The organism is Microbacterium algihabitans (assembly GCF_032464975.1).
Classification (GTDB): Bacteria; Actinomycetota; Actinomycetes; order Actinomycetales; family Microbacteriaceae; genus Microbacterium; species Microbacterium algihabitans.
In genome coordinates this window covers 1,115,961-1,128,019 of record NZ_JAWDIU010000001.1, presented here as the reverse complement: position 1 = coordinate 1,128,019, position 12,059 = coordinate 1,115,961, and the positions used below count along the sequence as shown (strand labels likewise).

The 12,059-nt window shown below is 70.3% G+C and carries 13 protein-coding genes; 7 read left to right on the top strand and 6 right to left on the bottom strand.

Annotation, left to right across the window (positions count from 1 at the left end; genetic code table 11):
• The first annotated feature begins 186 nt into the window (after nt 1-186).
• A complete protein-coding gene (locus RWH43_RS05300; protein ID WP_316000865.1) occupies nt 187-1,182 on the top strand; it encodes a glycerate kinase in 996 nt (331 codons plus the stop codon).
• Between the two features lie 38 nt (nt 1,183-1,220).
• On the opposite strand, the gene RWH43_RS05295 is transcribed toward RWH43_RS05300, so the two are convergent.
• Entirely contained in the window at nt 1,221-3,542 is a 2,322-nt protein-coding gene (locus tag RWH43_RS05295; RefSeq protein WP_316000864.1) for an FdhF/YdeP family oxidoreductase, read from the bottom strand.
• A 50-nt stretch (nt 3,543-3,592) separates the two neighbouring features.
• Nucleotides 3,593-4,471 (bottom strand): formate dehydrogenase accessory sulfurtransferase FdhD, encoded by an 879-nt coding sequence (gene fdhD, locus RWH43_RS05290; protein ID WP_316000863.1) that lies wholly within the window; start codon nt 4,469-4,471, stop codon nt 3,593-3,595.
• A 299-nt stretch (nt 4,472-4,770) separates the two neighbouring features.
• Here fdhD and RWH43_RS05285 point away from each other — a divergent pair, with 299 nt between their 5' ends.
• Genes RWH43_RS05285 through RWH43_RS05260 form a run of 6 tightly spaced genes read left to right on the top strand, consistent with a single transcriptional unit; the run spans nt 4,771 to nt 7,896 of the window.
• Nucleotides 4,771-5,250, top strand: coding sequence for an Asp23/Gls24 family envelope stress response protein (locus RWH43_RS05285; protein ID WP_144830734.1), 480 nt, complete (start codon nt 4,771-4,773; stop codon nt 5,248-5,250).
• Nucleotides 5,247-5,435: a DUF2273 domain-containing protein gene (locus tag RWH43_RS05280; protein ID WP_144830731.1), complete on the top strand. Its 189-nt coding sequence runs from the start codon at nt 5,247-5,249 to the stop codon at nt 5,433-5,435. Before RWH43_RS05285 ends, RWH43_RS05280 begins: the two co-directional genes overlap by 4 nt.
• Nucleotides 5,432-5,824 (top strand): Asp23/Gls24 family envelope stress response protein, encoded by a 393-nt coding sequence (locus RWH43_RS05275; RefSeq protein ID WP_316000862.1) that lies wholly within the window; start codon nt 5,432-5,434, stop codon nt 5,822-5,824. The genes RWH43_RS05280 and RWH43_RS05275 overlap by 4 nt, the downstream gene beginning before the upstream one ends.
• 11 nt (nt 5,825-5,835) lie before the next feature.
• Nucleotides 5,836-6,405, top strand: coding sequence for a DUF6286 domain-containing protein (locus RWH43_RS05270; RefSeq protein ID WP_316000861.1), 570 nt, complete (start codon nt 5,836-5,838; stop codon nt 6,403-6,405).
• Nucleotides 6,402-6,989 (top strand): hypothetical protein, encoded by a 588-nt coding sequence (locus RWH43_RS05265; protein ID WP_187358433.1) that lies wholly within the window; start codon nt 6,402-6,404, stop codon nt 6,987-6,989. Before RWH43_RS05270 ends, RWH43_RS05265 begins: the two co-directional genes overlap by 4 nt.
• Nucleotides 6,990-7,008: 19 nt before the next feature.
• Nucleotides 7,009-7,896: an Asp23/Gls24 family envelope stress response protein gene (locus RWH43_RS05260; protein ID WP_316000860.1), complete on the top strand. Its 888-nt coding sequence runs from the start codon at nt 7,009-7,011 to the stop codon at nt 7,894-7,896.
• Nucleotides 7,897-8,083: 187 nt separating this feature from the next.
• Here the strand turns inward: RWH43_RS05260 and RWH43_RS05255 are convergent, their stop codons facing one another.
• From RWH43_RS05255 to RWH43_RS05240, 4 genes are all read right to left on the bottom strand, one after another.
• A complete protein-coding gene (locus tag RWH43_RS05255) occupies nt 8,084-9,445 on the bottom strand; it encodes an ABC transporter substrate-binding protein (RefSeq protein WP_316000859.1) in 1,362 nt (453 codons plus the stop codon).
• 27 nt (nt 9,446-9,472) lie between these two features.
• Nucleotides 9,473-10,414, bottom strand: coding sequence for a carbohydrate ABC transporter permease (locus tag RWH43_RS05250; protein ID WP_316000858.1), 942 nt, complete (start codon nt 10,412-10,414; stop codon nt 9,473-9,475).
• The gene (locus RWH43_RS05245) at nt 10,414-11,373 is read right to left on the bottom strand and encodes a carbohydrate ABC transporter permease (protein WP_144830710.1); all 960 of its coding nucleotides are present in this window, start codon (nt 11,371-11,373) and stop codon (nt 10,414-10,416) included. The genes RWH43_RS05250 and RWH43_RS05245 overlap by 1 nt, the downstream gene beginning before the upstream one ends.
• Nucleotides 11,374-11,527: 154 nt before the next feature.
• A complete protein-coding gene (locus tag RWH43_RS05240; protein ID WP_316000857.1) occupies nt 11,528-12,022 on the bottom strand; it encodes a DUF1990 domain-containing protein in 495 nt (164 codons plus the stop codon).
• Nucleotides 12,023-12,059 lie beyond the last annotated feature (37 nt).

Sequence of the window (12,059 nt, the reverse complement as noted above, 5' to 3'; positions counted from 1 at the left end):
GTCTAGTTGGGACCGCCGACATGCCCGGGGTCTCCCGCAGCGTCGGAGCGCAACCTCAGCGATCTGCAGAAAATCGGTCGGGTTCGCGGCCTCCGGGCTGACGATGTGCGGATCGCTGAGCCTGCGCGACAGCTCGGGGCAAGATGGACGGGGCTGCGCCGTCAGCAGTCCGCTGAGAGGACGCCCATGCGCATCGTCATCGCCCCCGACAAGTTCAAGGGCACGCTGACCGCGCGAGAGGCGGCGGATGCCATGGCCCGGGCCGTGCGCGACCGATGGCCCGGCGCGGAGATCGCGATCGTGCCGATGGCCGACGGCGGAGACGGAACGCTCGACGCCCTCGGCGGGGCCAACGTCCACGACGAGGTGACCGGACCGCTCGGCGAACCCGTGCACGCGGCCTGGCGCCTCGACGGTCGAGCCGCCGTGATCGAGTCGGCAGCGGCATCCGGACTCGTCCTCGCCGGAGGAGCGGAGGCCAATGACCCCTGGGGTGCGACGACGCGGGGTGTCGGCGAGCTCATCGGGCTCGCGCTCGACTCGGGGTCGATCCGCATCGTGGTGGGCACGGGCGGCGTCGCGGCGACCGACGGCGGCCGCGGGGCGATCGAGGCGCTCGGCGACCACGTGCCGTTCGCCCCCGGCCAGGTGACGGTACTCACCGACACGACCACCACGTTCGTGCACGCGGCCGAGGTGTTCGGCCCCCAGAAGGGCGCCGACGCCGAACTCGTCGAGCGCCTGACGGAAAGATTGCGGGCGGATGCCGCGGACTGGGCCGAGCGCTTCGGGCTCGACGTCTCGGTCGTGCCGAGGTCGGGCGCCGCGGGCGGTCTCTCCGGCGCGTTGCTCGCGGCCGGCGCCGAGGTGGTCGACGGCGCGGCCTACGTCGCGCAGGCGCTCGAGCTGGGCGAGGCGCTCGCCGAGTCGGACCTCGCCCTCACCGGGGAAGGGGCCTTCGATGCCACGAGCATCGCGGGCAAGGGGCCGGGGCACGTGCTCTCGGTCGCCGCTCGCCACCGGGTGCCGGCGGTCGTCATCGCCGGGGCCGTCGGCGCGGACGCCGTCGGATCGCGCGTCTTCTCGATGAGCGAGGTCGTGGGCGCGGAGCGCGCGCTCGCCGACGCCGCCGACGCGCTGCGCGTCACGACGACCCAGGCGCTCTGGCAGCTCGATCTCTGAGGGGTCGCAGGCTCCGCGGGTCTCGACCCCTCCCGGCGTCAGGCCGTCTTCGCGATGCGCACTCGGATGTCCTTCATCAGCGGCTGGTCGCTCTGACGGCTGTAGTCGTCGGGGCCGAGCAGCACGTTCATCTCGGGGAAGTACCCGGCGGCGCTGCCGCGCGGGGTGTCGTACTCCAGTGCGCGGAACGCCGTGACGCTGCGCACCGAGCCGTCGCGCGAAGTGGCGACGATGTCGACGAGGTCGCCCTCGGCGATGCCGCGCTCCTTCATGTCGCGCCGGTTCATGAAGACGAGCTCGCGGATGTTGCGCACGCCGCGGTAGCGGTCGTCGGCCGAGTAGATGGTGGTGTTCCACTGGTCGTGCGAGCGCATGGTCTGCAGCACCAGCACGTCGGCCTCTTCGGGGATGACGTTCGGCAGCTCGGCGTGCGAGAACTCGGCCTTGCCCGACGGCGTCTGGAAGTCGCGCTCGCGCGCGGGCTGCGGGATGCGGAAGCCGTAGGGCTGGCGCACCAGCTGGTTGAAGCCCTCGAAGCCGGGCAGCGCCTTGGCCATCGTGTCGCGGATGCGGTCGTAGTCGCCGACGTACCACTCCCACGGCGTCGCCGACTCGGGCATGGTCGCGCGGGCGATGCGCGCGATGATCTCGGGCTCGCTCAGCAGGTGCGGGGAGGCGGGCTTGCGAGAGCCGAGCGAGAGCATGACGGAGCTCATGGCATCCTCGGTCGAGATCGACTGGGGCCCCGACTCCTGCTCGTCGCGCTCGGTGCGGCCGAGGCACGGGAGAATAAGCGCCGCCTTGCCGTGGGTGAGGTGGCTGCGGTTGAGCTTCGTGCTCACGTGCGCGGTCAGCTCGCAGCGTCCCATGCCCTCGGCGGTGAGCTTGGTGTCGGGAGCGGCCCGCACGAAGTTGCCGCCCATGCCGAGGAAGACCTTGAGGTCGCCGCGGTGCAGCGCCGCGACCGTGTGCACGGTGTCGAGGCCGGGCTCGCGGGGCGAGGTGATGCCGCAGACCTCGTCGAGCTTCTCGAGCCAGTCCTCGGTGGGCTTGTGGTTGATGCCGCAGGTGCGGTTGCCCTGCACGTTGCTGTGGCCGCGCACGGGTGAGGGGCCGGTGCCCTTCCGACCCACGTTCCCGCGCAGCAGCAGCAGGTTGACGATCTCGCGCACGGTGTCGACGCCGTGCTGGTGCTGGCTGACGCCGAGGCACCAGCTGATGACGCAGCGCTCCGAGGCGAGGTAGACCGCCGCGGCCTGGCGGATCTCGGTCTCGGTCAGACCCGCCTGCTCGACGAGTTCGGCCCACGTCGTCGCCTCGACCATCGCGCGGTACTCGTCGAGCCCGCTCGTGTACTGGTCGAGGAACGCCTGATCGATCGCGGTGGGGTCGGTCGCCGAGGCCTCGAAGACCACCTTGGCCATGCCGCGGATGAGGGCGAGGTCGCCGCCGGGGCGCACCTGCAGGTTCATCGTGCTGGTCGGGGTGGAGTGGAAGGTCGCCATGTCGACGATCTCGTGCGGCACGATCGTGCGGGTGCCGGCGACCTCGCGCAGCGGGTTCACGTGCACGACCTGAGCGCCCCGGTCGATCGCCTCGGCGAGGCTGGTGAGCATGCGCGGGGCGTTCGAGGCCGCGTTGACGCCGAGGATGAACAGCGCGTCGGCGTTCTCCCAGTCCTCGAGGTCTGCGGTGCCCTTGCCGGTGGCGAGGGATGCCGTGAGCCCACGACCCGAGCCCTCGTGGCACATGTTCGAGCAGTCGGGGAGGTTGTTCGTCCCGAGCTCGCGCGCGAACAGCTGGTAGAGGAACGAGGCCTCGTTGCTGAGGCGCCCCGACGTGTAGAAGGCCGCCTGATCGGGGGATTCCAGCGCGGTGAGGTGCTGCGCGATCATGCGGAACGCGTCGTTCCACGAGATCGGCACGTAGTGGTCGGTCTCGGCGTCGTAGACCATCGGGCCGACGAGGCGACCGGCGTCTTCGAGTTCGAAGTCGCTCCACTGCGACAGCTCGCTCACGGAGTTCTCGGCGAAGAACTCTTTACCGACCCGCTTGTGGGTCATCTCCCACGTGACGTGCTTGATGCCGTTCTCGCAGATGTCGAGGGTGACGCCTTTGTCGTCGGGCCAGGCGCACCCGGGGCAGTCGAAACCGCTCTTCGGGTGGTTCATCGTGAACATCGCCTTGGTGCCCGCGATCGGCTGGCGCTGTTCGTAGAGCACCTTGCCGACGGTGAGGGCGGCGCCCCAGCCGGCGGCTGGGTGCTCGTAGGGACCGGTGCTCGACCAGTCGCCGTCGACCTGCGGGCCGAGGCCCCCCTGGCGCGGCTCTTCGGTCATCAATCCGAACGACTCACCCATAACAGTTCCTCCGATGGTCGTGGCGCCGGGCTCGTGGCATCCGGTCGTCGTCAGCGTACGCTCGCGAGGTCGGTCGTCGCGGGGGTTGTGGACGGTGCGATGATGCGATCCGTCCGCGTGTACAGATTCATGCTGTTGCCCCGCACGAAGGCGGCGAGGGTGAGACCCGCGCGCTCGGCGAGCTCGATCGCGAGCGACGAGGGCGCCGAGACGGCGGAGAGCATCGGGATGCCGGCCATCACGGCCTTCTGCACGAGCTCGAAGCTCACGCGGCCCGACACCTGTAGCACGGTACCGCGCAGCGGCAGACGGTCGTTCAGCAGGGCCCAGCCGACCACCTTGTCGACCGCGTTGTGGCGTCCCACGTCTTCGCGGGCGACGAGCAGCTCGCCGGTGGCGACGTCGAAGAGCGCCGCGCCGTGGAGTCCACCGGTCTTGTCGAAGGTCTTCTGCTGCTCGCGCAGGCGATCGGGGAAGGCGGCGACGTCGTGGGCCGAGACCCGGATGCCGTCGGAGGCGACGTCGTAGCTCGACACCTTCTCGACGGCCTCGATCGACGCCGTGCCGCAGACCCCGCACGAGCTCGTCGTGTAGAAGGAGCGCGCGATGTCGGGGGAGGGCAGGTCCACTCCCGGCGCGAGGGTCAGGTCGAGGACGTTGTAGGTGTTGCCGTCGGCGCCGCCCGTCCCGGGCCCCCCGCAGTGGATCGCGCGAGAGAACTGGTCGCCACGGCTGATGACGCCCTCCGAGACGAGGAACCCGGCGGCGAGTTCGACGTCGTGACCGGGCGTGCGCATGGTCACCGACAGGGGGGTGCCGGCGACGCGGATCTCGAGCGGTTCCTCCACCGCCACGGCATCCGGTCTCTGCCTGTTCACGCCGTCGAGGGTGAGACGCGTGACGCGACGGGAGGCGGTGAGGCGGCCCACGTCAGGACCTGGCCGCGAGCGAGATGGGGGGCATGGGTCGAGCGTACGCCCGCGTTCGGGCCCCACGGGCGGCGGAAAGACCGTCGATTCCTCGCGATTCCGCGGCGCACCGCATCGGGCGGTGGGACCGCGCTCATCTTCGCAATCCTGCGGGAATCGGCCTTTCCCATTCTGTCGAATACAGATTCTTCGAGATTTTTCAAGCGCGGCGTGACGATTCCCCCACCCACTACGTCTTAGTCATGTAGGCCGAAGCGCCACCCCGGAGCAACCGGGTCCAGACATCGAAAGGCACGGACATGGCTACCGACACCACCACCACCCCCGCTGCGCAGAACGTCCCCCAGGCGGCGTCGCGCGTGAACCGCCCCCTCGGCGGACGCGGCCCGGAGGCCCACACCGAAGGCAAGACCACGATCGCCGAAGGCGTCGTCGCCAAGGTCGCCGGCATCGCGGCCCGCGAGGTCACCGGCGTGTACGCCCTCGGTGGCGGCGGAGCCCGCGCCCTCGGCGCCATCCGCGACGCCATGAACGCCACCGACCTGACGCAGGGCGTCAAGGTCGAGGTGGGCGAGACCCAGGCCGCCGCCGACGTCACCATCGTCGTCGAGTACGGCGCCCCCATCCAGGAGGTCGCCGACCAGGTGCGCGCCCGCGTCGCCGGTGCGATCAACCGTCTCGTCGGCCTCGAGGTCGTCGAGGTCAACGTCGACGTGAACGACGTCCACATCCCGGGCGACGAGAACAACGACGCCGAGTCCGAGAAGCGCGTCCAGTGAGCGTCAGCACGAAGGGCGCGCTCGCCGGCCTGGTGCTGGCCCTCAGCGCCCTGATCTTCGGCTTCTGGGGATTCATCCTCGTCGCCCTGTTCATGGCGATCGGTGTGGTCGTCGCCCGCATGACCGCGGGTGAGATCGACGTCCGCAACGTCGTCAACGCCTTCAAGGGTCGGAGCACATCGTGACCACCGTCACCGCTTCCCCCGGGGTCGGCAACCGCACCACGGTTGCCGGCCCCGGCCTCCCCGCCGGTCGGGTGAACATCGCCGACCGCGTGCTGCAGAAGACGGCCGAGCGGGCCGCCGCCGACATCGTCGGCGTGGATGCCAAGAACGTCCACGTCGAGATCGTCTCGTCCCGCGACTCCGCCGTGGTGCGCGTGTCGACGCCCTTCCCCGTCCCCCGCCTCGAAGACACCGAGGCCGTCCGCGCCGCGACCCCCGTGCTCGACGCAGCACGCGCGGCGCAGGGCGAACTGCGCACGCGTCTGACCCGGCTGTTCGGCCGCGAGGTCTCGCGCGTCGACCTGACGATCACGGGCGCCAGCGCCCCCCAGCGAAAGCGAGTGCTGTGATGAGCGATAGCGTGCTCCGCACCGTCGTGCGCCGCGAGACCCACTCCCCGCGCACCGTGGCCATGCTCGTCGTGGTCGTGCTGCTGCTGCTCGCGCTGGCGTACGCCGCGGTCGAGATCATTCTCCACCTCGTGGGAGCCCAGCCGCTGCTGGTCGGTCCCGGCGAGGCCCTGAACGCCCTCGTGGCGGCCCCGACCGCACTCATGCCGGTCGCCTTCATCGTCGCCGGCGTCGTGCTGGCCATCCTCGGTCTGCTCGTGCTGATCCTCGCCCTCAAGCCCGGGCGCCTCTCGCGCCACGAGATGGAGTGGGGCGACCGTGCCGTCGTCGTCGACAACGGCGTCGTGGCATCCGCCATCGCCCAGCACCTCAGCAACGAGTCGGGCATCGCCCGTGACGACATCGTCGTGGGCGTCGCCCACCGCTCGGTCGACGTGACGGTTCGTCCCCCGGTCGGCATCCCGGTCGATGAGGCGCAGCTGCGCCGCATCGTCGACGAGGAGGTCGCCGCCTACAAGCTCACCCCCGCCGTGCGCACGCACCTGCGCGTCGAGCGCCCCGACACCAAGGAGTCCCGATGAACGCCACGCGTCGCGGTCTGAACCGCTTCGTCCTCTTCGTGGTCGCCCTCGTGCTGCTGGCACTCGCGGCCCTCGCGCTGCTCGTCGGCCTCGTGCCCGGCGGCGCCGACACCTGGACCACCGTCATGGGCGGGTTCCAGGGCTGGCTCGAGTCGCTCGGACGCGAGTCCGCCGGCTGGGGCGCCGTCGCCGCCTTCGTGGTGATCGCGATCGTGCTCATCCTCATCGCCTCGGCCGCCGTGCGCGGACGCCGCCAGGCGCCCCTGCAGTCCACCGGCAGCGCCGGCGCCGAGGGTCGCATCACCGTGACCGACGGGTTCGCGTCGGAGGCGCTGAAGAACGCGCTCGCCGAGCGCGACGAGATCCTGTCGTCGCGGGTCAGCGCCGGAGAGATCCAGCACGAGTCCGTGTTGCACGTCGCGGTCACCCCGCGACAGAACACCTCGCCGCGTCAGGTGGCCGAGCACGTCGACACGCTTGTGACGAACCTCGCCGCCCTCACCGGACAGAACCTGCGCGCCTACATCTCGATCCACTCGGGCCTGCGCGCCAAGCTCGCGCGCGACAACACCCGCGTGCACTGACACCCCACGAGGAGACGTCATGACCAGCATCGATGCGACCATCGACCCGCCCGATCTCGAGGCCGCGGCGACGCTTGCGGCGACCGCCGCGGAATCGGTTCCCGGCGTGCACGCGCTCGGCAGCCTGCTCGGACGCGCGTCCGACGCCGTCCGCGAGCGCGTCGGCCTCGCCCGCACCGCCCCGGGCGTGAAGATCGACACCGCCCGCGCCGACGGGGTCACCGCGACCATCTCGCTGGTCGTCGACTACCCGCACAAGCTGCGCGAGGTGTCGGACGAGGTCCGCCGGGCCGTGCGCACCGCGCTCGAGCCGCTAGGCCGCGGCCGGGTCGACGTCGACGTCGTGGTGACGGGCGTCTTCGGACCCTTCGACCGCGATGTCGTGGCCGAGGCCGAAGAGCGGGCGGATGCCGTTGCCGCCCGCGCCTCGGAAGTGGCCGATGACGCGAAGGCCAAGGCGAAGGACGTCGCGGATCGCGCGTCGGCCGTGGCCGATGACGCGAAGCTCAGGGCGTCGGCGGCGGCCGGTGACGTGCGTGCACGGTCGAAGGACCTCGCGGCCAGCGCGTCGGAGACCATCGACACCGCCGTGTCGAAGACGAAGGACGTCGCGGCCGGAGCCGCCGCCGCCGTGGACGAGACGGTCCGCCAGGCGCGCGAGCGCGTGGCGGCGGCTGACGCGGAGTCGGACATCGAGGCCGCGGACCGCGTGACGGAGGGTCTCGAGCCTGAACGCACCACGCCGGCCGCCGACGACCGCGGAGACGTGAGCGACGTCGTCGCGGAGGCCCTCGAAGACGCCGCGATCGACATCGCGATCGCCGCCGACGAGGTGCGCGCCGACGACAAGACCCCCGCGACCGACAGCGTGCAGTCGGTGGTCGAGGACGAGCGTCCGCGCCCCTGAGCCGCATCCGCTGGACCCCAAGGCCCCGCTTCGGCGGGGCCTTCGGTCTGTCCGCTGACCGCACCGCGTACACAACTCCTGAATTCTGCGGCAACCAGGGGTGCGGGACGCCGTCATTCGGCGGGAGTGTGCGCGCGGGGCGGCCGTTCTTCCGGAGTTGTGCCCGCGACGGGGCGGGCGCGGGGCGCTACTTCGCCGTCGCGTTGTCGTACGCCCGCTGCGCGGCCTGTTGCGCGTCGGCCAGGGCCTGCTCGGTCGTCTTGTCGCCGAGGAGGACCGCGGTGATCGCGTTGTTGAGCTCGTTCTGGATGTCCTGCCCGGCGGGCGACGAACCGAACGACTTCCCGCTCTCGACCACGTCGTAGTACGTCGAGATCACCTGATCGAAGCCACTGTCGCCGGTCGGCACCACGAACTGATCGCGGATCATCGCGTCGGCCTCGGGCGAACCGGTGAACAGGCCGGTGTTGAGCCCGCCCTTGCTCTCGATCGTCGCGGCGCGCGCAGCGCCGGCCGCCATCCAGGCGTCGGTCGAGGTGAGGTCGGTCATCCAGGCGCAGGCCGCCGCGGGGTTCTTCGCCCCCACGGGGATCGCGAACGCGGTGCCCGATGCGAGCGAGAACGGCTGCCCTTCTGCATCGCGGAACGGGACCGCCTGCAGCGAGACCTGGTCGCGGTAGGCGCCGAGCACGTTCGGGTACCACTGGTTGGCCACCTGCGCGCCGACCTGGTTCTTCACGAACTGGTTGGCGTCGCCGAACGTGTCGAAGGAGTCGGTGAAGCTCTTCACCGCCGCGTAGCCGCCCTGGGCGTCGGTGATCTGCTTCAGCGCGTCGATGCCCGCCGCGTTGGCGGGATCGTCGAGGGTCGGCTTGCCCTCGGCATCCGTCAGCTGTCCGCCCATGCCGAGAACCCAGAGTCCGCCCTGTCCCGTCGCGACGGGATCGAAGCCGAGACGCGACGGGGTGCCGCCGGAGGCCTGGTAGATCTTGCCGACCGCGGCGAGCAGCCCGTCCATCTTCGAGGTGTCGAACTCAGCGGGTGTCACCCCGGCCTCGTTCAGCACGTTCATGTTCAGCAGGATCGCGGGCGGCTGGTAGAACTGCGACACCGCGTAGACGCCGTCGTCGTAGGTCACGTCGTCGACGACGTTCTGGTACCAGCGCTCGTTCGGGGTGACGCCTTCGGCCTCGAAGCACGCGTCGAGGGGGATCAGCAAACCCTGCGCGGCGTAGGTGGTGACGTAGCGGCGGTCCATCTGCACCACGTCGGGGACGTCGCCGCTCGCGATGCGGGTCGTGAACTTCTGGGCGTCGAAGGCCGTGGCATCCAGGGTCACCTCGACGTCGGGGAGTTGGCCGGCGGCGTAGTCGAGGCGCGATTGCCCCACGTCATCCGCGTTCTCGAAGCCCCACGCGGCGAGAGCGCCCGTCGGTGCGGCGGAGATGTCGACGTCGGCGGCGGGGTCGTCGGAGCCCGCGCTGCACGAGGTGAGGGCGATGGCGGATGCCGCGACGACCGCGGCGCCGGCGAGGGAGCGCTTTCGCATGATGTGTCCTTTCGAGAGGGGGGAGTGTCAGCCTTTGCGGCCTTGGGTCGCGACGCCCTCGATGAAGTAGCGCTGACCGAAGGCGAAGATGATCAGCATCGGGAGGGTCACCAGCAGCGACGCGACCATCACGTACTGGTAGTCGCCCTGGCCGCCCGCGCTGGGGCTGTATTTCGTCATGGCGTAGGCGATGCCCAGCGGCGCGGTGAACTCCTCGACGCTGCCGGCGTTGAGGTAGATGAGCGCGGCCTGGAGGTTGTTCCAGCTCGCCTGGAACTCGAACAGGAACACGATGATGAACGACGGGATCGACAGCGGCATGGCGATGCGCCAGAACAGGCCCCAGGCGCTGGCGCCGTCGAGCCGCGCCGCCTCGAACAACTCCCGGGGGACGCCGAGGAAGAACTGCCGCTGCAGGAAGATGTAGAAGGCCGAGCCGAACAGATTCATGCCCCACAGCGGCACCCAGGTGCCGAGCAGCCCGGTCTCCTTCCAGATGAGGTAGATCGGGATCATCGTGACCGCACCGGGCAGCATCATCGTCGCGAGCACGAGCCCGAACAGCAGCCCGCGGCCGGGAAAGCGGAAGTACGCGAAGCCGAAGGCGACGATCGAGCTCATCACCGCGACGGTCGTCGCCGCCAGCAGGGCGATCGCGACGCTGTTGAACATCCAGCTGAGCAGCGGGAGCTGGGTCCACACCTCGGCGTAGTTGCCCGGGGTGAAGGTCTTCGGGATCAGGGCGTTGTCGAACACCTCGCCGCGCGGCTTGAGGCTCGCCGCGAGCAGCCACGCGAAGGGGTAGAGGAACAGCAGCGCGAAGACGACCAGCACCGCCGCGAGGACCACGCGGCCCGCCAGGGTCTTGGGCTGCTTCAGCGCACGGCGCCATCGCGGCGTCTTCGTGACGGATGCCGCCAGCTCGGGCCGGGCCTGCGCGACGCCCGGGGTCTGCAGGGTGTCGGCCATCAGCGGTCCCCCTCGTAGTAGACGAAGCGGTTGCCGAGGCGCACCTGCACGATCGTGATGAGCAGGATGATCACGAACAGCAGCCACGCCATCGCCGCGGCGAAGCCGAAGTTGAACTGCCGGAACGCCTGCTGGAAGAGGTAGATCGCGTAGAAGAGCGATGCTTCGGGCGAGGCGTTGCTCTGGTCGCGCCAGAACAGCAGGTAGGCCTGGTCGAACACCTGGAAGGCCGCGATCGTCAGCACGATGACGTTGAAGAACATCGCCCCCGAGATCATCGGCAGAGTGATGGAGAAGAAGCGGCGGACGGGACCTGCGCCGTCGATCTGCGCAACCTCGTAGAGGTCGACGGGCACGTTCTTGATGGCCGCGAGGAAGATGACCATGGTGCCGCTGACGGTCCACAGTGCCATCAGGACGATGCTCGGCTTCACCCACGCCGGGTCGACGAGCCACTGCGGACCGGGGATGCCGACGGCTCGGAGCGCCTGATTGATCGCGCCGGAATTGCCGTTCAGCAGTAGGAAGAACACCGCGGCGGTGGCGACCGCCGGCGTCATTTTCGGCAGGTAGTAGAGCGTGCGGAAGATGCCGGCCCCGCGGCCGACCCGGCTCAGCAGCAACGCGAGGACCAGGGCGAACGCGATCTCGAGCGGCACCGCCATGACGGCGTAGAACAGCGTGTTGCCGAGCGAGACGGCGACCCGCGGATCTTCGAACAGTTGAGAGTAGTTCGTGACGCCGACCGGTCGGGCGGCCCCCGTCGCGAGGTTGTAGCTCGAGAACGAGATGACGAGGCTGTAGATCATCGCCCCCGCCGTGAAGACGAGGAACCCGAGGATCCAGGGCGAGATGAACAGGTAGCCGGCGATCGCCTCGCGGCGGTTGTACTTCACCTTCTGCCGCGGAGGGCGGCGTTTCGTGAGGGGAGTGCGAGGCCGGGCGGGGGAGAGCGTCACCGGAAGGACCGGTCGGCGGCGGTGGTCTCGATGCTCATGGGGTCTCCTCTCGCGCGCGCCCTCGTCGTCGAGAAGCGCTTCGCCAGGGTCGAGAAGCCGCGAGAAGAGGTCCAGGGCGTTGCCAAGGGCGGCCGAACGTGGGATACAGGCCGGTTCAGCGCGCGTCGAGGGCGCGCAGGTAGCGCCCGGTCATCCACGCCTGCACGCGACGACCGAGAGGGGCGCCGATGCGGGTGAACCAGCGGCCCGGCTTCGAGAAGGCGGCGATCTCGAAGACCACCTCGTGGTCCGGCCGAAGAGTCAGGGTGAAGCGTTCCTCCCCGCGCTCCGGGTGACCTGGCAGCGTTCCGTAGGCGAAACCCGCGACGGTGGCCGACCGTTCGGCCCACACGACCAGGCAGGGGATCCGGAAGCTCAGGATGCCGAGACCCAGGCGCATCGTGACGAGCGTGCCCACGCGCATCGGCGTCTCCGACAGCGTCACCCGCGCCCCCGCGCGTCGCTGCGCCTCTCCCGCCAGCAGCAGGTCGGCCGCGCGCTCGAAGTCCGCGCGACCGCTGCCGATCACGCGCCGCGCGCGCACGTGGTGGTAGCCCGCGGGCATGGTGCCGCCGGTCGCGCCGACCTCGGCGTACGTCAGGCCGTCCATGCGATCACGGTAGGGCAGCGGCATCCGGGTGCCGTCG